Source organism: Dysgonomonas sp. 511 (assembly GCF_010501105.1).
In the GTDB taxonomy this organism is placed as follows: domain Bacteria; phylum Bacteroidota; class Bacteroidia; order Bacteroidales; family Dysgonomonadaceae; genus Dysgonomonas.
Map to the genome: position 1 here is coordinate 89,184 of NZ_QVMQ01000001.1, position 24,121 is coordinate 113,304.

Genomic DNA, 24,121 nt, shown 5'->3' on the forward strand with positions numbered 1-24,121 from the left:
TATTTAAACCTTAGTAACTGTTTAAATTTTATTTAATTACAGAAATAATGTTCAACCCGCCTATCTTTACTACATTTGTATCCGGATAATAGTAGGAAATGCTGTAAGCGATGAAAGAAAAAATATACCTGAACCAGTTAAGCGACAAACCTTTTGTCGAGGTCTTCAAGCTTGAGGAGATTGAAGATGGTGTATTTTTTGACAATTACCAACGATACGATTTTTATCAGCTCATCTGGTTTACAGAAGCCGAAGGAGACACGTGTTATTCTATCGACTTCAACGATTATGTGATTGAAGAAGACACTGCTTTCCTTGTCTTTCCGGGACAGATAGACAAGCTGGATGTCAATGGCAAGAAAGGTTTCCTGTATGCCATGCACAACGATGTGTTTTTCAGGATAAGCCAGCATATAGCTGCTGAATTGAATAAAGATTCTTTCCTCAACACCCGCATTGCATTAGATGGGGAGACAAAGAAGGTATTGGTGGAGATCAACTCGCTTATTTTTGAAGAATACAACTCGCAAAACCGGCTTGCACTGATACAAAGCTATATGGAGGCTTTCTTCTTTCATATTGCCGCACTGTTCGACAAGGATGAGGTGTTCAAAGAGAAAAGAGACAGCACGATAGACCAATTGATGATACTGATTGACAAAAACTTCGTAGCCTATCGCGAAACGGATTTTTATGCGGAGCAGGTCGGGATGACCAATAAAACCGTAAATGAACTCTGTAAAAGAAGTACAGGCAAAACAGTTAAACAACACGTGCAGGAAAGGCTTATTCTGGAAATAAAGAAAGAAATAAGGCTGGGACGGAAGAGCCTGAAAGAAATTGCTTTCGATCTCGGGTTCAACGAGCCTGCTTATTTCACCCGCTTCTTTAAGCAACAAACTTCGTTTACCCCCAGCCAATTCAGAGATAGCTGACCCATTTGTGCAAGTAATGGTTCTATAATTATAAGTGAAGCATAAGACATCTTTCCTACTTTTGCAGCTCAAAAAAAAGGAGTATGAAAAATTTCAGTCTTACACAATGGGTTATCGTATTGAACCTATCGCTACTAACAGCCTTGGAACCTCTGAGCATCGACCTCTACCTGCCCGGTTTCCTTCTTATATCCGAAACCTTTGGCACCGATATAGCCGCCGTACAAATATCACTATCGACATTCCTTGCGGGATTTGCCATCGGGCAGTTAATCTGGGGGCCATTGGCCGACAAGTTTGGCCGTAAAAAGCCGATACTGGTATCCCTCGTGATTTTTACGATAGCTTCGGTTGCCTGCATCTATGTCCGTACGATAGAACAGCTATGGCTGGTGCGTTTTCTGCAAGCCATCGGCGGATGTGCCGGAGTGGTTATCTCTCGTGCTGTTGTAACAGACTATTTCGACAAAAGCCAAACCTTGAAAATATTCGCCCTGCTGGCTCTGATTATGGGTATTGCACCTATCGTTGCCCCAACAATAGGCAATGGCGTATTGCTGCTCTTTAGCTGGGAAGGGCTATTCGGGGCTATGGCCACAATGGGGGTATTGTTGTTCCTGTTCACCCTGTTTTTCCTGCCCGAAACCTATACGCCGGCAAGCCATACAGACGAAAAGAACGTAATAAGAGGTTATATAGAAATCCTCCACAACAAACGGTTTGTAATATATTCCCTTATCGCGGGTATAGTCAACGGCGCATTGATGGTATATGTAGCCAATGGCCCTTTCCTTATTATGGAAAAGGGAGGGTTCTCGAATAGTGCTTTCAGTATCATTTTTGCCGTAAATGCCAGTGGGCTGATGCTTGCATCGTACCTTACGGGTATCCTGCAAAAGCATATTGCAACAAATAAGCTTGTTAAACTAGCATTGTTTGCCATGACTGCCATGTCTGTAGTAATGCTTGCAGCCATGTATGCAAAAGTGGATATGCGGATTATCCTTTTTATGCTGTTTTTCTATGTATTCCCTATCGGTATATTGTTTCCTGCTACTACAGAACTGGCTATCACTCCTTTTGCCAACAGTAATAATACAGGAACAGCCTCTGCTTTGTTCGGTTCGATACAACTGGCAATGGCGTTTATCTGCACATTGGCATCAGGCTTTATCAGCGACGGAAGCATTGTTGCGGTCGGCACATCATTCTTCTTTTGCAGTATATTGGCCTTTGTTATTGTTTTCGTAAAAATAGACCTGAATAAAGAATATAGTAATTATTCGGCAAAATAACAGTTGCTTTACGGTTACTTCAATCCTGTTAAATTTTAGCGAAATGTTTCTTATATGCCCTGCGCATTTTATGGTTTTCGGCATTGAAGCCATCCCATAGCGAAACCATCTTGTTGTTCATCTCCAGTTCGGGGTTCGATTCTGCAAACTTGAATCCCGATTTGTGCGCAGATGGTATAAAGTCGCTGAATATGATGGCATTCACACCTTTGCCCTGATATTCGGGTAAAATACCCATTAGCATAAGGTCTACAACCGGGTTTTTCTTGCTTTTCAATGCTTTCAGCAAGTGAAACCAGCCAAAAGGGAATAGTTTTCCTCTCGATTTGATAAGAGCATCGGACATACTCGGTATAGATACGCCAAAGCCGACTACCTCGTCTGTTTCTTCTTTTATTACTATTTGCACAATATCCCATCTCAATAAGGGTACGTACATTTTCACATAATGGTCTATCTGGCGTTGGGTGAGAGACGAAAAGCCATAAAGGGGCTTATATGCTTCGTTGAGGCAATGGAATAATTTGCCGATGTATGGCTCTATCTGTTTGTAATTTTCAAATTTCAGAAGCTTCAGCCCATACCGTTGTGCCACCATATTGGCTATTCGTTGATGCCTTTCGGGTACCGAATCCGGCACGGGTATGCGAAATTCTTTCCAGTCGGCATCTTTTTCATAGCCCATGCGCTCTATATGTTTCTCATAATAAGGGAAACTATATTTGGCAGCCATAGTAGATACCTGATCGAATCCCTTGATGAGCAGGCCTTCGGGGTCGAGGTCGGTAAAACCCATTGGGCCTATTATGCTATCCATGCCTTTGCCTTTTGCCCATTTTTCGGCAGCATAGAAAAGCGCATCTACTACCTCATTGTCGTCGATGAAATCGACAAAACTAAACCGGGCTTCTTTCTTGTTCCAGATTTTGTTGGCATTGTTGTTTATGATGGCAGCTATCCTCCCTACTATTTCATCATTGCGGTAGGCCAGGAATAATTGCATTTCACAAAAATCGAATGCAGGGTTCTTCTTTGTATTCAGCGTGTCGAGTTCGTCAAGTACCAGCGACGGCACATAGTACGCACAGTCTTTATATAGGTTGATAGGGAATTTTACGAAAGCTTTTTTTAGCTTTTTGTCGTTTTCGCCGATTGCTTTTATTGTTACAGACATATATAGAGTGTAATATTGTTCGTTTTTTAACTTTGCAAATATATAATTTTTATCGGGTTTGTCCTGTGTATCCCCCAATTCTCTTTTTCAAACTAAGTATTAATAATTTTATTGCCAGATCAGGTCGTTTTCTGAAACCAGATAATCCATTTTTACATCATTTTCATTTGTCGGTACCGAATCCAACAACTGAAACTCGAAACAAATGCCCATTTTAGGAGCAGTCAGTTTTTTCAAGAAACGGTCGTAATATCCTTTGCCCCTGCCCAGCCGGTTCATTTTACGGTCGAAGGCAACGCCGGGTACTATTACAAGGTCTACCTTCTTATAGTCTGTGAAGTTTTCGCCCTCAGGTTCGTGTATGCCATAGGCTGATTGTTGCAAGGCGGTTGATTTTGAATATGGGCGGAAAACAATATCGTCGCCAAGCACTACCGGTAAGTAAATCTTTTTCTCGGTGCACCATTTGTCTAAAAAGGCGGATGTTTGTATCTCGTCGCTCAGGCTGTTGTATAAAAAAATGTTTTTTGCGCTTTGGAATACGCCGGTCATTTCTACAATATCCAGTACTTCCTGCGATTTTTCAGCTAGTTCGTCTTTCGGCATCTTTTTCTTCTCTGCCGATATTCTCTTTCGAAGTTCGTCTTTTGCCTGTTTTATATTTTTCATTATCTAAAAAGCAACGTCAGACCCGAAAAGCGAGCCTGACGTCATTTGTTCTTTATTTGTATGATTCTTCGCTTATCGCCTTGGGGCTCGCCTTGCCTTCTTTTATCAGTTTCACGGCTTCTTTTATTATCAGGTCATCCTTCTGGAAGACAGGATAGAATCCTTCTTCTCCATATATGTTTCTGATAATGAAAGATGTCAGCTGGGTATGTAATAGCTTGCGGGCTTGTTCTATCAGGTACGGTTGCCGGCGTATGCCTTTCTGGTAAGCATATTCTGCAAGAAGATCGACAAGCGGCTGCCTTTCCAGATATTTAAGAGCTTCTTGCCATGTGGCATTTTTGCTGATAGCGTCCCTGTGTTGTTCGGTGTAATTGAATGCGTATTCGCGCATCAACCCACTGTTGGCAACCCGCAGATAGTACGAATTTACTCCGGCAGTATCGCGCGGGATAAATACATCGGAGAGGATGCCATCATCGCCATACACAGGGCGTCCTGCCGAAGTGTGGAACAATGGCAGATTATCTAGCTTGATGCTGTCGCGGCTGTCAAACTCGCCCCTGTTGTACCTGTTGATAAGGTCGAGGTCGTAATCGGAGCGGTCGCCTTTGGTATATGCTTTTTGTATGCAGCGTCCCGATGGTGTATGGTAGCGTGCGATAGTCAGTTGCAGGGCCGAGCCGTCTTTGAATGTGAAGCGGTTTTGCACAAGCCCCTTGCCAAACGAGCGGCGTCCTACAATCAGCCCCCTGTCGTTGTCCTGCATAGCTCCTGCGAAAATCTCGCTGGCAGAAGCGCTGCCTTCGTCGACAAGTACAACCAGAGTATTGTCTTTGCATGTACCCGAACCGTCGGCAAATACATTTTCGCGCGGGTACGACCGGCCTTCGGTATATACGATCATATCGCCGTTGGACAAAAATTCATTAACCATTGTTATGGCTGCGCCCATATATCCTCCGGTGTTTTGCTGGAGGTCGACAATGAACGATTCGCATCCCTGTTTCTTTAGTCTGGCGATTGCCGAGATAAATTCGTTGTAAGTGGTGCTGCCAAACTTATTGACTTTGATATAACCTATTTTGTTGTCGAGCATGTAAGACGCCGGAACTGTTTTCACGGGTACGTCTGCCCTTGTTACTTCAAAGTTGATAATATCTTTGCTTGTAGCCCTTTTTATCCCGAGTTTTACTTTGGTGTTCTTTTTGCCGCGCAGGTTGCGGAATACTTTGTCTTCACTTACTTCGTTTCCTGCAAAAAGGCTGTCGTTGACATACACTATGCGGTCGCCGGGTATGATGCCCACTGCTTCGGAGGGGCCGCCCGGAATCACGTTCACGATAGCTACCGTGTCGTTTGTTATCATAAATTCTACGCCTATGCCGCTAAAGTGCCCTTCGAGTTCGTCGCCCGATAGCGACATGTTTTCGGCAGAGATGTAGGTAGAGTGTGGATCTAGTTCCGAAATGATGGATGGTATCGCACTTTCCACTATTTCGTTGATGTTTACGGTGTCTACATACGACTTGTTGATGTAGTCGAATATGGTTTCTATCTTTTTTGTTCCCGACGATGAATTGCTGATCCATCCGCCGGAAAAGCCAAAGACGGAGAATTTATTTCCTATAAATATACCTACTGCTATACTGAGGGCAATACATAGGGGGAGCCAGATATATATCTTTTTGCTGCTTTTGTCGTTTTTGCCAGGTTGTTTTACCGGAGGTCGGTTGTTGCCGTCCGGTTCCCGGTAAAGGTCGATATTACTTTCCATCTATATTTTCAGTTTGCGATGTATTGTTGATTGACTCTATATAAACAATTTCTATTCCGGCTCTTTCTAGTAATGCGGCTCCATCCGAACGGCGGTATTTCTCGCTGTACACTACCCTTTTTATCCCCGCTTGTATTATCAGTTTGGCACATTCGATACATGGCGATGTGGTGACGTACATGGTTGCTCCCATGCTGCTGTTGTGCGAACAGGCCACTTTGGTGATGGCATTGGCTTCGGCATGCAGTACGTATGGTTTTGTCTGGTAATCATCGTCTTCGCATACATTTTCAAACCCCGATGGCGTGCCATTGTACCCGTCGGATATTATCATCTTGTCTTTGACGATGAGCGCCCCAACTTTACGCCGTTTGCAATACGAATTTTCGGCCCATATACTAGCCATACGCATATAACGTTCGTCGAGCAAAAGTTGTTTGTCCTTATCCATGTTTTCGTCCAGAATTTTTCCGAGGCAAAGATAGTGAAAAGTTCAAGATATACACATTATTAAGCTCATCTCTATCGAATTATATGGGCTGTTGACCGGACATTAGGGCGTGATGGCTTATTTGTTGGGGAAATTTACGACATCTGTATGGGGTGTCTTTAGCCGATTTATAGCCATTAGGTGATAGCTGTGGACTTTGTTATCACCTCCGTAGTTCTGAAAATACCTGACTGTCAGGCTGTAGCTTTTCCGATTGTTTTCAGCCCCGTTTTCAGCCTTCCGAATGTTAAAAAAAGCAGGATAATATATTAAATATTGCAATAGACTTGCATTTTTGAAACGAAAAGCCCTATATTTGCAATGTAAAGATTGCAATATTGGTGTATTTGATGTAAATATTGATTATCCAATGTAATATTTAGATTGCAAAAAAATATTTAACCTAGAAAATTACGTCCCATGGATCAATACGAAAGATTAATTAATGAAATTCAATTTGCACAGAAGCAAATAGAAGACGCTCCAAAGGATACCCCGCATGAGGTTTTGGATATATGGTTGCAGGATTTGCATGTCATGTCTTTGAGATTGAGAGATATATGCGATATCAGCAGAAACAGGTAAGAACAACAATATAGTGTAAAGGAAGCATCTGAGAAGTCAGGTGCTTTTTTTGTTTTGTCACAAATCTATTTTTCAGGACTTTCTCTCACAAAATCAATTCTTTTCCTATGCCTCTGTGATTTTTTAATTACTTTCGTCGACTAATAAGGTAGCCGGTCGGAAAAAAGTTACAAGAAAAGGGGTTTTCTGTGATTTTATTCTCACAATTTTATCTTTATTGTAAAGATAACAGGAGGGTTGTGTGACAAAAAGTGACACGGTAAAAAATGACTAAAAGCTGTTACTTTTGTTACTTTTTTACACCTCACTCCCCGCTCTCGCCAAAAGGCAGAGAGCCGCAAGCCACGAAAAGGGAGAGAGGAAAGTGACAATGAGAAAATGGCTAAAAGCTGTTACTTTTGTTACTTTTTAGAAAGATGCAAGATGCCAGTGGATGAGCTAACGAGTTGGTTTCTGATAAGATATGGACTTATGTCTCGTATCATTATTACTTGTATATAAAGAAAAAGTAACAGTGAAAACATGACTAAAAACCGTTACATGTGTTACTTTTTAACATTAGTGCAAATAACGAAAAGTTGAACAAATAAATCATACAAAGCAAGATGTTTTACCTAGAAACACAAGACATTGTCAAACGTTATGGCGACCACACTGCCCTCAACGGGGTCAGCATACAGGTTCCCAGAGGTTGTGTCTATGGTTTGCTTGGGCCTAATGGTGCAGGCAAATCGTCACTGATACGTATAATAAACCGGATAACGGCTCCCGACGAAGGGAAAGTATTTATCAACGGGCGCGAATCTGTAGCCGACGATATCTTCAATATCGGTTACCTGCCCGAAGAGCGTGGTTTGTACAAAAAGATGAAAGTGGGCGAGCATATCATTTTCCTGGCCCGTTTGCGCGGACTCTCGCAAATAGATGCCAAGAAGAAGATGTATCACTGGATGAAGAAATTCGATATACTATCGTGGGAACACAAGAAGGTAGAAGAACTGTCGAAGGGTATGCAACAAAAGATACAGTTTATAGCGACCGTAATACACGAACCCGATCTGTATATACTCGACGAACCTTTCAGCGGATTCGACCCTGTGAATGCAGAATTGCTGAAAAATGAATTACTGGAACTCAAGGCTCAGGGCAAAACCATTATCCTTTCCACACACAATATGGAATCGGTAGAAGAACTTTGCGACGAGATATCCCTTATCAACAAGTCGCATGTAGTTTTGCATGGCAATGTGAAGGAAATACGGGCACGTTACCGCAAGCATATATTCAAGCTACAGGTAGCAGGCGAAAGCTTCGATATGGAATCGCCTCATTTCTCCATCCTGTCGCAATCTACAGCACTGGGAAATACAGAGTTGCGTATACAGCGCAACGACGAGGCTTCCAATTCGGAGTTGCTGCAAGAAGTGACGGCAAAATACGAAGTACTAACCTTCGAAGAAGAATTGCCTTCGATGAATGACATATTTATACAAATAGTATCAAAGAAAGAACAATGAAAGCACTGGGAATAATAATACAACGCGAACTGTATTCGAGGGTAAAGACCAAAACCTTTATCCTTACCACTATATTGACACCGTTCCTCTTCATTGCGGTTGCCGCATTGCCTACTCTGCTAATGATGTACAGCAGCAACGACGATATCAAAAAGGTATATATAATGGACAACACGGGGATGTATGCCGACAGGTTTAAATCTTCCGAGAAATATGAATTTATACATCTGGCCGCGAATGACACTACGCCTAAGGGTGCAGCTACAGCCCTGCTGCAAATAGTAAGCGACCTGAACGTAAATCCAAACGGTGCAACGTTCTTTTCGGAAAAGCAGCAGCCTCCCCGCGAACTGACGGCATATATCAACGATGTATTGTCAGACGCTGTAAAGGAAAAGAAGATAGCCGACTTTACCCAAAAAAGTGAGATAGAGCCGCAGATAGTTGACGATCTGCAAACCCTTATAAAATCGAAAGACAAGATAAGTATTGCTTCTGTGCGCTGGGACGAGGCCGGTAAAGAAACAAGCACTCTCGGCGAAGGGGCTTCGATGGTGGGTATGGCGCTTACGTTCTGTATGTTCTTCTTTATTATGATGTATGGCTCGCTTGTATTGCAAAGCGTGGTGGAAGAGAAGACCAACCGCATAATAGAAGTAATAGTATCGTCGGTGAGACCTTTCGAACTGATGATGGGCAAGATAATCGGCGTCGGGTTGGTCGGGCTGATACAGATGTTTGTCTGGCTGCTTATCGGCGGTGGAGCTTTCATTGCCATGCAGTTGTTCTTCGGTGTGAATATGCAAATGTCTCCCGAAGAGATGCAACAGATACTAGCTGCATCGGGTGTGAAAGACGGAATGGCAATAGGGATGAGCGAATTGCTGGCTATCAATTGGATACAGGTGTTTGCCTGCCTTATACTTTACTTTATTGGTGGATATTTGTTGTTCGCAGCATTGTTTGCTATGTTTGGTTCGGGAGCAAACGATTCGCAGGAAGCCCAGCAGTTGGTTATGCCTATCACAGTGGTGCTTATGCTGGCTTTCTATACCGGATTTGCTGCCGCACGCAATCCCGAAGGGGCAATGGCTTTCTGGTGCTCGCTGATACCGTTTACTTCGCCGGTGGTGATGATGGTACGCGCACCATTCGAAATTCCTTTGTGGGAACTGGCTCTCTCGGTAGTCGTGCTCTTTGTTTCGGCAATATTGATGATACAGCTGGCTGCCAAAATATACAGGGTAGGTATATTGATGTATGGCAAGAAGGTGTCATTTGGTGAGATGTTTAAGTGGCTGAGATATAAGTAATATTAATTAAGAATGCCAATCAGTAGTTGAATTATATGTTGATTTTTATACTGCATAAAAGCAATCATGATTTTAATATTTTATCATTGGCTCATACTGTCGCGCCCTCCCGGGCTTGCCCTTCCTTTTGGCATTGCCCAAAAGGAAGCAAAAGGCTAGTGCTTCGTTCCTCGGCGACCTGTCAACGGCTTGCCGGCTGAAAGGGATAAACGGGCTATCGCCCCATCCCTCTGATGCACTGAACCGCAATGCGACAATGAGGCAGAAGCTTTTCTGCAACTCTTGCCTGGCGTCAGCCCGCGCCATTAGCTTTGCGTACGGGGTACCCACGCGATGCAGGCGGCGTAGAATGAAGTGGGGGCGTTGTTATACAACATTGCTAAGCCAACAGATGGCATGGTGTTAGTTCACTTCATTCAGCCGTCAAAGCGCAAAGTGGGTCGTACGGCGAAGCGGGGTGCAAAAGCGTTTTTGGTTCCTTTTGGGGCTTAGGCCAAAAGGAACGCAAGCAATCTCTGATTGCGCGCAGTATAAAAATGAACATTTTGCAGCTAGATTCTAACTGCTGATTCGCATTAAGAATGATGAATTAAGAATTGCCATTTCCGGATTCTTAATTCATCATTCTTAATTCTTATATACTAAAGGTTTAGGTTGCTCTCTTTCGGATACTTCACCTCGTAGCTGATTTGGTAAACTTTCGTTTCCCCGGCTTTCAGGTCTTCTTCCCAGGAGATTACGCCCAAGTCTTCCTTGTTGGCTGTCCACGGGGTAGTATCTTTTGTCAGCAGTTTCACGTCGATGTTCTTCTGCATCGAAATAGGATATTGGTCTTTGAGCACCATCTTTATCGTTTTGTTCTGATTGTTGCGTACAGTCAGGCGGTAGGTAAATACCTGTTCGATATTGTTGCTAAGCGTCTTTTTGCTGCTATAGTCTTGCAGCTTTTCGCGCTTGACGCTAACCCGTTTATCAGTACCAAGCGTCAGGGCTAGTTTTTGTTGGGTAGAACGCGCATCGATGTATGATTCGCCTACATAAGTGCCATCGTATGTTATATTGGCTTTGCCGCTCAATAGGTTCAGCTCTTCCCAGCCTGATATTTCGGCAAGCAGGTACGTTTCTTTATCCAGCTTGGGCGCACAGTAATACTTGTATTCGGCTTTGATCTCTTTGGTAGACAAGTCTATGGCTTGTTCTTTACCGTTGCCCGGTATGGTATATGGCAGGTCGATAGCAAAGGACATATTCAGTTCGTTTTCCGACTGCGAAACATAGTCGCCCATACCTTTGGTAGTTATCATTACTACACCATTACTGCCTCTCGATCCATAGACAGCGGTAGATGAGGCGTCTTTCAGTATGCTTACATCCTTAATCATATCAGGGCTTAGCGAATTGAAATATCCGGCATCGACCTCCACGCCATCTACTATATATAAGGGGGTAGCACTTTCTTTCTTATGTGTCCTTGAACCTCTAATTACTACCGTTTCTTCCAACTCTTGGTTTTGGTATTCATCATACGAGTACGCATTTTGGGCAATATTCACACCAGATGTCCGTCCCTGAAGAGCCGAACCAATGCCAAGTGGTGCTGTAGGGAGTATGGGTTTGAGGAACCATGTGCGGAAAAGCGGTGCCGTCTTGCCATTGCTAGGCGTAGAAGTAGATAGCGTAAGCTTTACCCTGTCCCAGTCGAGACCAGTAGTCTGGCGTACTTTCGACTTCGACTGTATCTTGATCGGCTTGTTGGTAGAAGCGATATTGATATCGTAGTATGGTGTCCAGCCGGCAGATGTGGTGTAGTACGAAACGGTAAACGTGGCGGTAACGGCAAGTGGAGACGAGACGTTGAGGCGAAGGATACCCATCGTCTTATCGTTTTTCAGGGATTCCTGGTCGCGTTGCTTCTCTAGCCTGTCAATGGCTCTGTCCAGCTCCGCCTTTTTATTATTGAGGGTAGATTGCTGTGTCTGCAATTCGGTAGATTTCAGCTTGTAATAGTCCATTGTTTTAACCAGTTCGTCTATGCCAAGCCCTTTTTCCGAGCCGGAGACATTCTTATCCGTACCCTTTTGCAGAAGGGTGAGCAGGTTGTTTGTTATTTTGAGGTCTGTGTCTACCTTGCCATACAGGTCTTCATAGTATTTGATAGAATCATCTAGACGTTTGTTCCGGACATTCTTCTTCTTGTCGACCAGATAGTCTACCGAGAACTCAGATGCCGAGATAATAACACCGTTCGAAGCTTTTATCTTCAGGCTGTTCTTGTCTATAGTAGGGCTTAAGCCTTCTATATAGATTTCGTTCTCTCCTTTTGCCAGTAGATATGAGGCCGTATGTGTGAGTTCTGCACCTTGAAAGAATACTGTGGCGCTTTGCATTTTTGCTTTTACGGTCTTCTTCTCTTCAGTTTGCGCATTTAAGAGCAACAGGCTCGAAGGCAGGAGGAGAATCAGGGTTAATAGTTTTGCTTTCATATTTATCTGTTTATGGTTTTCTCTATTTCATTCAAATATAAAGACAATTGCGAACTTTTCTACCCCTAAGTGGGTGAAAACATTCTTTGAATTGGTGATCCGGGTATTTGGCCGTTTGGCAGCCATTTATTATTTTATTTAAAAGGAATCTTATTTTGAACAAAATTCAAGTGCCATTGTTATAGTAGTTGTAATAAAGATTATATAAAGACACATACAAAGGATACCATGAATATTACAGGGGTATTCTTTGTTTTTTTATGTCTGTTTGGTTTATTAAAGATTGTTTTATCAAAAAGGTTGAATTATGAAAAGGTTATCAATTTTATTAGTGGCCATCCTTGCATTCAGTGCAGGTAGTTATGCTGTGAACGGAAATGAGTACAATGTGCTTTGGACATTAAACAACAGATCAGTATCTCAGAAGGTGTCTGATTATGTAGGGGCTACCCCTGCCCAGACTCAGGTGTTGAACGAAATATTCTATGCCTCTGTGCAAAGATTGACCGATGCCTTAGTCGAAGGCGACAAAACAGAAGCCCAGAGAGCATTGATATTCAATATCGCAAATGTAAAGGCCGTATTGTCGAAACAACAGTTCAGGAAATACCTGGAAATACTGAACAAGACTTATCAACAGCAAAACGTTGCTTCATTGACAAATGAATAAATAGTAAGCGACATGATAAGCGACAAGGAAGGGAAGGTATCGAACCAAAATCGATGCCTTTCTTCTTTTTCATTCCTTTGCTTTCGCCTCATCCCACAAAGCATCCATCTCTGCCAACGTCATATCTTTGAGGCTCTTATTCATACTCTTAGCCTCTTGCTCTATATGGTTGAATCGGCGGATAAATTTCTGATTGGTGCGTTCCAGGGCGTTGTCGGGATTCACTTTATACAAGCGGGCTGCGTTGATAAGGCTGAAAAACATATCGCCAAATTCGGCTTCCATTTTATCCTCGTTCAAGTTAGCCACCTCATCTTTCAGCTCCGAAAGCTCTTCCGAAACCTTATCCCATACATCTTCTTTCTTATCCCAGTCGAAACCGGCATTACGAGCCTTATCCTGTATTCTATGGGCTTTTGCGATCGAAGGCAATGATGCTGGCACGCCTCCCAGTATGGTCTTGTTACCTCCTTTTTCTTTCAGCTTTATCTGCTCCCACGATTTCTCCACCTCTCCGGCTGTTGCTGCCGCATCGTCGCCAAATACATGCGGATGGCGGAAAATCAGCTTATCACAAAGTGCATTACATACGTCGGCAATATCAAAAGAGTCCTTTTCCTCCCCTATCTTGGCGTAAAAGACTATGTGGAGCAAGACATCGCCAAGCTCCTTTTTTATGGCTTCGTCGCTATTTTGGATGATAGCTTCGCAGAGTTCATAGGTCTCTTCTATCGTGTTGGTGCGCAGGCTTTCGTTAGTTTGTTTGGCATCCCACGGGCATTTTTCGCGCAGTTCGTCCATTATGTCGAGCAGGCGGCCAAATGCTTCCATCTTCTGTTGTTTGGTATTCATTCGTTTCTATTCCATTTTGTTTTATAAACAATTCTTTGGCCGTCTTCGGCTGAACCACCCCATAGCGACTTACAGAGAATACTTCATAAACCACTATATTCCAATCTTTTATTTCTTGAAGTTTTGTAGTCCAATATTCAGGAACCCAATGTATTTATCTACATCTTCATCGTATGCATACGAAGGGCCTATAGGGTTTCCCGCATGGTCGAGCAATACGTAATACGGTTGCGAATTTGTCCCGAATTTATGGCGTTGCAGGTAACTCCATTTATCCCCGATGGTTTTCAGTTTTGTCTTCTTTCCGTTTTCGTCTACTTCTATTACTTCAGGCAGGCTTTTCTTATCATCTACCATCAGGGTGATAAGTACATAATCTTTTTCTAGCAGATCTTTTACCCTTACGTCTGTCCATACTGCTGCTTCCATCTTGCGGCAATTGACACATCCCCAGCCTGAGAAGTCTATTATTACAGGCTTGTTGTTTTTGCGGGCATACTCCATGCCTGTTTCGTAATCGTCGAACATGGCATGTACTTCGCCTTTATACAGATTGAAATCCTGAGTAATCAACGGCGGAGAAAATGCGCTTATCGCTTTCAGTGGCGCGCCCCAAAGCCCCGGAACCATATAAATGGCAAACGAGAACGAAGCGATAGCCATCAGCAGGCGGGGTACTGATACATGCTTGAGGTCGCTATCGTGCGGCAGTTTTATTTTACCCAACAGATAAACTCCGAGTAAGACAAATATTATAATCCAAAGGCTCAGGAAAACTTCGCGGTCGAGTATCCCCCAACCATAAGCTAAGTCGGCAACTGATAAGAATTTCAAGGCAAGAGCCAATTCGAGGAAGCCAAGCACCACCTTTACCGAGTTGAGCCATCCGCCGGATTTAGGCATGCTTTCGAGCCACGACGGAAATATAGCAAATAGAGAGAATGGGATAGCCAGAGCGAAAGCAAACCCAAACATACCCACAGCAGGAGCGATGATGCTGCCCGATGTAAATGCCTGTACCAGCAATGTGCCGATGATTGGCCCTGTGCACGAGAATGAGACAAGAGCCAGTGTGAATGCCATGAAGAAAATACTAAGGATACCTGTAGTAGAATCGGCCTTTTGATCCATCTTATTTGTCCACGAAGAAGGGAGCACCATTTCGAATGCCCCGAAGAAAGATACGGCAAAAACCACCAGTAAACCAAAGAATATTAAATTGAATATAGCACTGGTAGACAAGTCATTCAATGCGCTCGGCCCGAATATTGCTGTAATAATCAAACCTAGAGCTACGTATATAATGATAATGCCAAGCCCGTAAGTGACGGCATCTTTTATTGCTTTGCTCCTGTTTTTCTTATTTCTTTTGAGGAAGAAGCTTACAGTCATCGGTATCATAGGCCACACGCATGGCGTAAGCAATGCGATAAAGCCGCCGCCCATACCTACGATGAATACCCATATCAATGACAAATCGGAAGTATCGCCTTCTGCTCCATACGCTTTCAATTCTTCTATCACAGGCCGCCACAGATCCGATTTGCTGACCCCCTGCGCATTTGCCGGTTGAGCAATGGAATCTACAGGTTGTAGTATCAGGCTATCGCCGCTTTTGCTCACCTCTTCTGTTTTACCTGTAGTAGCAACAAAGCCTGCGGGCAAATCCTTCGATGTGTAATTCAAATCTATCTTGAACGAAATACACTGTCCGTCTATCTCGCTGCAAACCTGTCCGCGCAGATCACCTTCGAGCGCAAAGGCGTCTTTATCTGTAACTTTAAACCGCTGAACAAAGGTTGCTTTGGTTTCATAATAGCCTACTTCCATCTTGAAAATATCGTCATAATATTTTTTCAAAGTAGAATTAACGGCTTTAAACTCTCCTGCTTTCTCTGCTCCTTTAAGCTTATCTACGGAAAGGCTTGTAGGCATAGGCCCATCTGCAGGAAGATTTATCTCATAAATATGCCAGGTGGGATCGATGCTAAAGTTGGCGGTAAGCTCTACCTCTCCGTTTCCTTTATCTGCAAGTTTGACTGTCCATGTAGCTGGCTCTTGTGCGTTGACACTTATTATACCTGTTATAAACAAGGCTATAAATAAGAAATATTTTTTCATAAACTATATCTATATTTTTTGATATATTATAAGATTTGCAAAGATACAAAAAGAGTATATATTCTCTGTCAACCTTCCATCCTTTTTTATTTTGTTAATATCCTCAGTCTGTTTATACATCAAATATTAACTCGAAAAAAGTAACACAAGTAACACATTTTAGCCCATTTTTATATGTTACTTTTTCTCTCCCTTGCCGTGGCTTTGCTCACAAGTCCCATTTGGGGATTTAGGGGGCAAAAAGTAACAAAAGTAACACTTCTTCCACTGTTTTCCAGATGTTACTTTTTCGTTCCTGTTTCCCTCTATTATAGATAATTGAATGGCTGTTTTATGCAAAAATCCACCATTACTCTATCAACAATTCCGGCCTGTATTCGAAGTGCATTGTATCGTAGTGATACCATTTTCCGCCCCAGATAAAACCATACTTTTCGAATATATCGACTATCAGCTGCGGGATGCGGTTTTTATATTTCAGGTCTACATTCTCATTGTTGCATTTGCAGTCCCATTGCCAGTAATTCGAATACTTGATGCTTACATCTATGGCTGTGCCAAAACTGTGCGCGCTGAGCCTGTCTGCCCCTCTTACCTTTCGCCAGACAAATGTTCCCGCACTGAGTACATAGTCTTTGAGTTCGGGATGCCGGTCTAGCTCGTCCGATACCTTTTGCAGTTGTTTGTCTACTCCGTTTATAGTGGTAACTTTCAATTTCTGGTTTACAAGTTTGGGACACCATATTATGGTGGTCAGCGTTTTTTGTACCTCGGCAGCCGATGCGCCGTACATCTTTTTCAGGAGGTCTTCGCTGCGTATGCGCCCCGGGTCGTGATTTTTTGGCAGGGTAGTTACTTTTCCTTTCTTGTATTCGAATGCGAATATGTCTTTTACCGAATTGCTGTTTACCAGTTCTTCGTGTGTTTTATTTTCTTTCCCATCGTTGGCATATGCAACCTTATTGCCATTAGCCAATATGATGTAGCTACCGTCGAAACCTGTGATGGTTTCGGGATATGCTTTTACAAGTTTCTGTACAGGTAGTGGATAGCTGTCGGCAACTTGTGCATTTAGCACGCTTGAGCAAGCTATGCCGATCAGTACAATTACAAGCCGTATATTCATGCTTTAAAGAAAAAATAGGGATATACCTACAGATGTGATATATCCCCATTGATTGTTTTATAGTCGCTATTTTCTTATTTGCGGAGGACTTCCCCTTTCAGGTGCAATTTATAGATAGTGTCGGGAACGTTGGTGAAAACTGTTACCGCTTTGTCTATCGTACCCGGGCGTCCTGTTGCGGAATAAGTCACTTTTATTATACCTTCTTTTCCCGGAAGCACAGGTTCTTTCGTATAGTTAGGCGTTGTACATCCGCAGGTTGTTTGCACCCTTTGTATGATTAGCGGGGCTGTCCCTGTATTTTTGAATGTAAATTCGCAGCTTACGGTTCCCGTAGCTTCTTGTACTTTACCAAAGTTATGAGTCGTTGTTTTAAATGCAGCTTTAGGTAGTTTCTTTCCTTCTTGTGCGGCGATAAAGCCAGTCGATAAAATTAATGCTAATAATATAAATCCGATTTTTTTCATATCTCTACAAAATTTGTTCTCTTAAATAATGGTTCTGAATAATATAAACACTGAGATCTGATTTTTGTTTTGCCGGTGTTTTTTATTACGGAGCAAAGGTATAAATAAAAATGGGCACATGTTAATATTTTTACAATAATTCACATTGGGAAAGGGTATATAACATAAGACTTTAATGCCTTATTGAAAAGAGAAAAACCGCTATCATCCACGACTGCGGTTTTTCGTACTAACCTAGAATGTTGTAAAAATCAATATATCTGCATGATTGATTTTTAATGTTTCTGAGACAGATACTCAGAAATACCGTCTTGTGTAGCCTTCAGGGCTTTGTCTCCTTTTTTCCAGTTGGCAGGACAAACCTCCCCATATTCTTCAGTGAATTGCAGGGCGTCGATCACCCGTAGTATTTCGTCTACGCTACGGCCAAGAGGCATATCGTTTACTACCTGGTGGCGTACCACTCCTTCTTTGTCGATAAGGAACAGGCCGCGATAAGCCTGCGGTGCACCTACAAATACATCCTCGCCGGCATCGTTATAGTCGAATTGTCCGGCAAGCACATCGTAAGCAGTGGATATCATAAGCGATTGGTCGGATACCAGCGGATACTTTACGCCTTTGATACCGCCATCGTTTTGTTCTGTTTGCAACCATTTCCAATGCGAAAATGCGGAGTCGGTAGATGCGCCGACAACAGCAACGTTGCGCGATTCAAATTCTGCTATTTTTTCCTGGAAAGCAATGATCTCTGTCGGGCATACAAATGTGAAGTCGGCCGGGTAGAAGAAGAAGACAACATACTTCTTTCCGTTGTATTGTTCCAAAGAAAAATTTTCTACTATCTCATTTCCGTTTACTACTGCACCTGTGTTGAATACCGGGGCTTTTTTGCCTACTAATACTGCCATAGTTGAATGTTTTTTTACTCGTTATTGTTTTTTTACCTGATGCAAATGTAATTGCTTAATACTGATAAATCAAATAGATATTTATTATGTATATATCGACCAATTCTATTCACCCCTACTATTCAGGCTTTTCCTTTATCTTTGTATCAAAACCTCAGGAAAAAGAATTTAGCGTATGATAACAGTTACAGTAGAAGAGAGGCATCTGACAGAAGAAATAATAAAAAAGAATGCGGTTTGCTATGTGGGCATGATAACGCCGGAAGGCTTGCCCTATGTCATCCCGATGAATTTCGGCTATAAGGATGATATTATATACTTGCATTCGGCACAGGAGGGATCGAGCATCACAGCCTTAGAAAACAATCCGAATGTATGTATAACTTTTTGTACCGACCCCACCCTTACTTATCAGAATAAGGAAGTGGCTTGCAGCTACAGGGTGAAGGGAGCCAGCGCAATTTGTTACGGGAAAGTGGTTTTCGAAGAAAATTTCGATGAGAAAGTCAATGCCCTGAACATAATAATGGGGCAATACTCGGAGCGTAAATTTTCATACTCCGATCCGGCTGTCAACAATGTAAAGGTATGGAAAGTGGAAATAGAGCGAATCTCGACAAAGGTGTTCGGCGTTCCTCATCGCAACTCGCGCAATTATAAGGACAATCTGGAGTTTTAAATCAGTTTGTTCATTGCCAAATATTTCCATATAGTTGCGGCGTGCATCGACTGCAATATCTCGTCTTTATAAAGCAAGTCTTTTACCTCATCGAGCGACAGGAGGTGTACCGTAATATCTTCTGTTGGTTCAAGATGCTGGCCTGATACTTTTTCCACATCGGTAGCTACGAAGCAGTACGTCCTGTTGGTATGTGTGCCGGGATTGGCAGATGTCACCATTATTTGCTCCCATTTACCATTGGCATAGCCCGTTTCTTCGAAGAGTTCGCGTTGGGCGGAAACCAGAGGCGAGGCATCTTCCTTTTCGCAGACACCTGCCGGCAGTTCCATAGATGTGACTCCGGCTCCGTGCCTGTATTGGCGGATAAGTATATATTCCTTGTCTTTGGTTATTGCCAGCATACATACCCAGTCGGGATATTCGAGGACGTAGTATTCCGGAATTTCGCTTCCGTTGGGCAATTTCACATGTTCGCGCCTTGCAGTAAACCACGGTTCGCGCGACAGGTATTCACTTTTTACTACCGTCCATTTTTTGCTATCCTTTTGTTCTTCCGTCATCTTGTGCCCCAATTTTATTCAATTATTTTCATTTCCAGGATTACCACTTGTTGCAGAGGCTTGTCTCTCATATTGGTTTCCAGGTTTTGAATCTTGTCTACCACATCCATTCCTTCTATCACTTCGCCAAATACCGTATATTCGCCATCAAGATGCGGTGTGCCTCCTATGGTTTTGTAGATTTCCTTTTGCTCTTCGGTGTATTGTGTTTCCTGCCTTCTTTTTTCGGCTTCCTGCATAGCTTGTTCCTGCCATTGGGCGCGCAATGCTGTTATACCGGCGCGGTTGCCTTCTTTGTAAAGCGCTTTCAGGCTATCCATGCTGGCCGATTGCAGGTTGCTGTAGATATTTTGTTTCAAGCGTTCGAAACGGGTCTTTTCCAGTTCTTTTATTTTTTCATCATAAAATTTCTCCCCCGTCACTATATAAAACTGTGCTGCATCCGAAGCCTTTGTCGGGTTTTCGGCATCGCCCCAACGGGCGGCGGCTACAGCTCCGCGCTTGTGATAGTGTAACGGATATTTTATTTCGGCGGGGATGGTGTCTGCCAATTCTCTTTTCGCTTCAACCTCATTGTTCTCCTGCGAACTTTTTGCATCGCCACCCTGTATCATAAAGTCTTTGATGACGCGGTGGAATGTAAGTCCGGTATAGTAACCCGAATTTACCTTTCCTGCAAAATTATCCCTGTGGCCGGATGTTTCTTTATATAATTTGATTTTGATGTCTCCATAATTGGTTTTTATCAGTACGATGGGTTCCTGGCTGTTGCTGCACATAGTTGTAAATAAGAGAATTGATATAGTGAATAGTAAATGTTTCATACCTGTTGCTTAAAAAGACAGCATAAAAGTACATATTTTTAATCGAATACAGGTACGATAATAAAAGCGGAGTGAAGTATCTCTCGGAAAAGAGATATTTCGCTCCGCTTAAAAAGATAACAGCAAAGACTGTTTTTATCGTTCGGTTATCGTATTATCTTTTTATACCGTTTCTTTCCAATAAAGCATCTACAGTCGGCTCTTGTCCTCTGAATTTCACGTAAAGACTCATCGGTTCTTCTGTATTTCCACGTTCGAGGACGTTTTTGCGGAACGATTCGGCTGTTTCTTTATTGAAGATACCTGTTTTCTTGAACAGTGCGAAAGCATCGGCATCGAGCACCTCAGCCCATTTGTAGCCATAATATCCGGCAGCATAGCCTCCCGAGAATATATGACCGAACGAAGGCGACATGGCTGCGCTCTCTACTACCGGCAGCAATGCTGTTTTATTCATTGCCTTATGTTCGAATGCGATAACATCGCCTGTATATGGTTCGTTTAGCGTATGCCAAGCCATATCCAGATACCCGAAAGACAACTGACGGTAGCAGAGGTATCCCGCATTGAAGTTTGCGGCATCTATAAGTTTCTGAACCAGTTCGGCAGGGATTTTCTCTCCTGTTTTGTAATGCACTGCAAATTTATCGAGGTACTCTTTTTCTGTCAGCCAATTTTCCATTATTTGCGAAGGAAGTTCAACGAAGTCGTGCAATACGTTTGTTCCCGACAATGTTTCGTAAGTACATTTAGTCAATATTCCGTGCAGGGCATGTCCAAATTCGTGCAGGAATGTTTCTACTTCGTTGAATGTCAGCAAAGCCGGCTCTGTTTCCGTCGGACGGGTGAAGTTCATTACAATAGTAACGTGCGGGCGCGAATCCACTCCTTTTTCAACATATTGTCCTTTATATTCGCTCATCCATGCGCCCTGACGCTTGCCTTCGCGCGGATGGAAGTCTGTATAAAGCACAGCAAGGAATTGTCCTTTTTCGTCCAATACATCAAATGCTTCTACTTCAGGATGATAAACCTGTATTTTTGTGTTTTTCCTGAATGTGATGCCATAAAGGTCTGTAGCCAGGCCGAATACACCTTTCTTTACATTTTCCAGTTCGAAGTATGGGCGTACCAGTTCATCATTTACACTATATCTTGCATCTTTCAGCTTTTCGGAATAATACGACCAGTCCCAAGGCATAAGTTCTATTCCTTTTCCTTCCATGCCAACGGCAAATCCTTCTACCATTTTCACATCTTCGCGTGCAGCCACAGCATAGGCTTTAAACAGGTCGTCGAGCAAGCCGTAAACATGTTCTTTGTCTTTCGCCATCTTGTTGCGCAACACATAAGAAGCATAATCAGGGTAGCCCAGCAACTTGGCAATTTCGAGACGGGTCTGTGCTATTTGTTTCACATTTTCCCTGTTGTCGAACTCACCTCCGGCAGCACATTGTGTAGTATATGCCATATACAGCTTTTCGCGAAGGTCGCGGCGCGAAGAGTATTTCATAAATGCTATGTAGCTGGGAGCCGACAGGTCGAATACCCAGCCTTCTTTGCCTTTAGCTTTTGCCTTTGCGGCAGCGGCATCTTTTATCATTTGTGGCAGGCCGGCAAGGTCGGCTTCGTCGGTAAGCAACATTTCATATTTGTTATTTTCTTTCAGCGAATTTTGCCCGAACATAAGGCTCAACTGGCTAAGCTTCGACGATAGTTCCTTATATGTTTCGCGATCTTTGCCTGTCAGTGTGGCTCCGCTGTTTTCGAATCCTTGATACGTTTTCTCCACCAGGCGGATTTGCTCAGGGGTGAGGTTCGACTCATATCTTTTGTCATAAACGGCTTTTACTCTTTTGAAAAGAGCTTCGTTCAGTGTGATTTCATTCGAGTGTACAGACAGTTTAGGCTGTATATTTTGTGCTATCTGCATCATTTCGTCATTACTTTCAGAACTCAACAGGTTGTAAAACACAGATGTAACTTTCGACAATAGTTTGCCCGATTCTTCCAATGCTATTATCGTGTTTTCGAAGGTAGCCATCGAGCGCACCATCGTTATGCGGTTTATTTCGTTTTGGTGCTCCTTTATGGCCTTGTCGATAGCCGGTTCGTAATGCTCGTTCTTTATCTTGTCGAACGGCGGGGTTTCGTACGGGGTTTTATACTTTGCAAAAAATGGATTTTGAGCTTCGATTGTAGTCATAATCGTCATTAAAAATAAGATTGAAAAAATTATTTTCTTCATATATTATAGATTTTAGATAGTGAAACCTATGTTAGTTACAACAGTTTCGATATGGTTTTGTTTTTATCAGATAATGCAAATCAGTCGTTAAATAAAATGTTCTTTTATCTTCTACGCGCAATCATAGATTGCTTGTGTTCCTTTTGGCCTAAGCCCCAAAAGGAACCAAAAACGCTTTTGCGCCTCGCTTCGTGGTACGACCCGTTAACGGAGGTGATGGCTAAACGAGAAAACTCGCTCAAAATGAGTCTAGGTTCTATCACTTTGGATAAGCTCAAACACGTTCTCGTTTCTAACGCCATCTTTCTCCGACGGGTGCCCCGTACACTCATCTTATGGCGCGGGCTGACGCACGAAAGCAAAGGCTATTCGTGCGTCAGCTTCCTGCGCATTAGTGCCGCAGGTGGGTACCTGTCCGGTGAGGGCGGCGTAGAAACAAACGGGGCGGTAGCCCATGTGTTTGTTTCAGCCGACAAGCCGTTGACAGGTCACCGAGGTACGAAGCGCTAGCCTTTTGCTTCGTTTTGGGCAATGCCAAAATGAAGGACAAGCCCGGGAGGGCGCGTTAGTAAAAACGCAAAAATTGAATACAATAATAAAAGAACGTTTTTTTTAACAATCCGACTCCTTGTTGCTTCCATAACGATATAATCTCTATTATATCTGATTTTAGAATCCGTCAAAGGTATAAAAACTAATTCAAAAAACTTTATCTTTGCCAGTTGATTAAAATGTTATCGCCTGTATGGATACTAAGCAGATCATTCAGGTTTGAACGATATACTTTTTTTTCTTTTTTTTCGTTATAAATTAACTTGGTAACTCAGAAAACAATATGATTGATTATATAAAGGGCGAGATAACAGAATTAACACCTGCCTCTGTCACTGTAGAAGCATATGGTATCGGATATTTTATCAATATATCGCTCAATACATACACCAGCCTCACCGGCAAGAAACAGGCACAAGTCTATATCTACGAAGCTATACGGGAAGATGCGCATGTGCTTTTTGGCTTTGCCGAAAAGAGCGAGCGTGAGATGTTCCTGCTTTTGATTAGCGTTTCGGGTATCGGTGCAGGTACGGCGCGGATGATGCTTTCGTCGCTGAACACTCAGGAACTCGCCAGTGTTATAGCTGCGGGTAATGCCGATATACTGAAATCGGTGAAAGGTATCGGGCTGAAAACCGCCCAGCGGGTAATAATAGACCTGAAAGACAAGATAAAAGCGACAGGGGTAGGACAAACGGATATGTTGCCGTTGGCAAACCCTTCGGGCGAAGAGGCAGTTGCTGCGCTGGTCATGCTGGGATTTCCGCAGCAGGCTTCACAAAAAGCAGTAGGAAAGATATTGAAGGACGATCCTTCACTTTCGGTGGAACAGGTAATCAAGGTTGCCTTGAAAATGTTGTAAACGTA

At 42.9% G+C, this 24,121-nt stretch carries 22 protein-coding genes; 8 read left to right on the forward strand and 14 right to left on the reverse strand.

The annotated features are described in order from the left end of the window. Nucleotides 1-110: 110 nt before the first annotated feature. Both D0T57_RS00330 and D0T57_RS00335 read left to right on the forward strand, forming a co-directional pair. A complete protein-coding gene (locus D0T57_RS00330) occupies nt 111-935 on the forward strand; it encodes an AraC family transcriptional regulator (protein WP_163269698.1) in 825 nt (274 codons plus the stop codon). 83 nt (nt 936-1,018) lie between these two features. Continuing rightward, entirely contained in the window at nt 1,019-2,230 is a 1,212-nt protein-coding gene (locus D0T57_RS00335; RefSeq protein WP_163269700.1) for a multidrug effflux MFS transporter, read from the forward strand. 28 nt (nt 2,231-2,258) lie between these two features. Here D0T57_RS00335 and D0T57_RS00340 read toward each other — a convergent pair whose 3' ends face one another. The 4 genes from D0T57_RS00340 to D0T57_RS00355 form a co-directional block, all read right to left on the reverse strand. Next, a complete protein-coding gene (locus D0T57_RS00340) occupies nt 2,259-3,404 on the reverse strand; it encodes a hypothetical protein (RefSeq protein WP_163269702.1) in 1,146 nt (381 codons plus the stop codon). A gap of 108 nt (nt 3,405-3,512) precedes the next feature. Beyond that, on the reverse strand, nt 3,513-4,073 hold the full coding sequence (locus tag D0T57_RS00345; protein WP_163269704.1) for a 5-formyltetrahydrofolate cyclo-ligase: 561 nt from the start codon (nt 4,071-4,073) through the stop codon (nt 3,513-3,515). 52 nt (nt 4,074-4,125) lie between these two features. Next, nucleotides 4,126-5,850, reverse strand: a complete 1,725-nt coding sequence (locus tag D0T57_RS00350) for a S41 family peptidase (RefSeq protein ID WP_163269706.1) — start codon at nt 5,848-5,850, stop codon at nt 4,126-4,128. Next, entirely contained in the window at nt 5,840-6,301 is a 462-nt protein-coding gene (locus D0T57_RS00355; RefSeq protein WP_163269708.1) for a dCMP deaminase family protein, read from the reverse strand. The genes D0T57_RS00350 and D0T57_RS00355 overlap by 11 nt, the downstream gene beginning before the upstream one ends. Before the next feature lie 1,229 nt (nt 6,302-7,530). Between D0T57_RS00355 and D0T57_RS00360 the strand changes: the two genes are divergently transcribed. Next, on the forward strand, nt 7,531-8,442 hold the full coding sequence (locus tag D0T57_RS00360; protein ID WP_163269710.1) for an ABC transporter ATP-binding protein: 912 nt from the start codon (nt 7,531-7,533) through the stop codon (nt 8,440-8,442). Beyond that, nucleotides 8,439-9,755, forward strand: coding sequence for an ABC transporter permease (locus D0T57_RS00365; RefSeq protein ID WP_163269712.1), 1,317 nt, complete (start codon nt 8,439-8,441; stop codon nt 9,753-9,755). The genes D0T57_RS00360 and D0T57_RS00365 overlap by 4 nt, the downstream gene beginning before the upstream one ends. A gap of 72 nt (nt 9,756-9,827) precedes the next feature. Here D0T57_RS00365 and D0T57_RS00370 read toward each other — a convergent pair whose 3' ends face one another. After that, nucleotides 9,828-10,061, reverse strand: coding sequence for a hypothetical protein (locus D0T57_RS00370; protein WP_163269714.1), 234 nt, complete (start codon nt 10,059-10,061; stop codon nt 9,828-9,830). 335 nt (nt 10,062-10,396) lie between these two features. After that, entirely contained in the window at nt 10,397-12,238 is a 1,842-nt protein-coding gene (locus tag D0T57_RS00375) for a DUF4139 domain-containing protein (RefSeq protein ID WP_163269716.1), read from the reverse strand. A 307-nt stretch (nt 12,239-12,545) separates the two neighbouring features. Here D0T57_RS00375 and D0T57_RS00380 point away from each other — a divergent pair, with 307 nt between their 5' ends. Then, nucleotides 12,546-12,908 (forward strand): hypothetical protein, encoded by a 363-nt coding sequence (locus D0T57_RS00380; protein ID WP_163269718.1) that lies wholly within the window; start codon nt 12,546-12,548, stop codon nt 12,906-12,908. A gap of 69 nt (nt 12,909-12,977) precedes the next feature. On the opposite strand, the gene mazG is transcribed toward D0T57_RS00380, so the two are convergent. The 5 genes from mazG to D0T57_RS00405 all read right to left on the reverse strand — a co-directional run bounded on the left by mazG (nt 12,978) and on the right by D0T57_RS00405 (nt 18,385). After that, complete coding sequence (gene mazG / locus D0T57_RS00385) at nt 12,978-13,760, reverse strand: nucleoside triphosphate pyrophosphohydrolase (protein ID WP_163269720.1); 783 nt, start codon at nt 13,758-13,760, stop codon at nt 12,978-12,980. 108 nt (nt 13,761-13,868) lie between these two features. Continuing rightward, nucleotides 13,869-15,881: a protein-disulfide reductase DsbD gene (locus D0T57_RS00390; RefSeq protein WP_163269722.1), complete on the reverse strand. Its 2,013-nt coding sequence runs from the start codon at nt 15,879-15,881 to the stop codon at nt 13,869-13,871. Nucleotides 15,882-16,230: 349 nt separating this feature from the next. Continuing rightward, on the reverse strand, nt 16,231-17,007 hold the full coding sequence (locus tag D0T57_RS00395) for a M15 family metallopeptidase (RefSeq protein WP_163269724.1): 777 nt from the start codon (nt 17,005-17,007) through the stop codon (nt 16,231-16,233). A 74-nt stretch (nt 17,008-17,081) separates the two neighbouring features. Then, nucleotides 17,082-17,474, reverse strand: coding sequence for a DUF1573 domain-containing protein (locus D0T57_RS00400; protein WP_163269726.1), 393 nt, complete (start codon nt 17,472-17,474; stop codon nt 17,082-17,084). Between the two features lie 275 nt (nt 17,475-17,749). After that, complete coding sequence (locus D0T57_RS00405; RefSeq protein ID WP_163269728.1) at nt 17,750-18,385, reverse strand: peroxiredoxin; 636 nt, start codon at nt 18,383-18,385, stop codon at nt 17,750-17,752. A 175-nt stretch (nt 18,386-18,560) separates the two neighbouring features. Here D0T57_RS00405 and D0T57_RS00410 point away from each other — a divergent pair, with 175 nt between their 5' ends. Then, nucleotides 18,561-19,064, forward strand: coding sequence for a pyridoxamine 5'-phosphate oxidase family protein (locus tag D0T57_RS00410; protein WP_163269730.1), 504 nt, complete (start codon nt 18,561-18,563; stop codon nt 19,062-19,064). On the opposite strand, the gene D0T57_RS00415 is transcribed toward D0T57_RS00410, so the two are convergent. The 3 genes from D0T57_RS00415 to D0T57_RS00425 form a co-directional block, all read right to left on the reverse strand. Beyond that, on the reverse strand, nt 19,061-19,627 hold the full coding sequence (locus D0T57_RS00415; RefSeq protein WP_163269732.1) for an NUDIX hydrolase: 567 nt from the start codon (nt 19,625-19,627) through the stop codon (nt 19,061-19,063). The two genes, D0T57_RS00410 and D0T57_RS00415, sit on opposite strands and share 4 nt — an antisense overlap. 14 nt (nt 19,628-19,641) lie before the next feature. Continuing rightward, nucleotides 19,642-20,451: a peptidylprolyl isomerase gene (locus D0T57_RS00420; protein WP_255490445.1), complete on the reverse strand. Its 810-nt coding sequence runs from the start codon at nt 20,449-20,451 to the stop codon at nt 19,642-19,644. Between the two features lie 154 nt (nt 20,452-20,605). Beyond that, the gene (locus tag D0T57_RS00425) at nt 20,606-22,699 is read right to left on the reverse strand and encodes a M3 family metallopeptidase (RefSeq protein WP_163269734.1); all 2,094 of its coding nucleotides are present in this window, start codon (nt 22,697-22,699) and stop codon (nt 20,606-20,608) included. A 132-nt stretch (nt 22,700-22,831) separates the two neighbouring features. Here D0T57_RS00425 and D0T57_RS00430 point away from each other — a divergent pair, with 132 nt between their 5' ends. Then, nucleotides 22,832-23,209: a hypothetical protein gene (locus tag D0T57_RS00430; protein WP_163269736.1), complete on the forward strand. Its 378-nt coding sequence runs from the start codon at nt 22,832-22,834 to the stop codon at nt 23,207-23,209. Between the two features lie 325 nt (nt 23,210-23,534). After that, the gene (gene ruvA / locus D0T57_RS00435) at nt 23,535-24,116 is read left to right on the forward strand and encodes a Holliday junction branch migration protein RuvA (protein WP_163269738.1); all 582 of its coding nucleotides are present in this window, start codon (nt 23,535-23,537) and stop codon (nt 24,114-24,116) included. Nucleotides 24,117-24,121 lie beyond the last annotated feature (5 nt).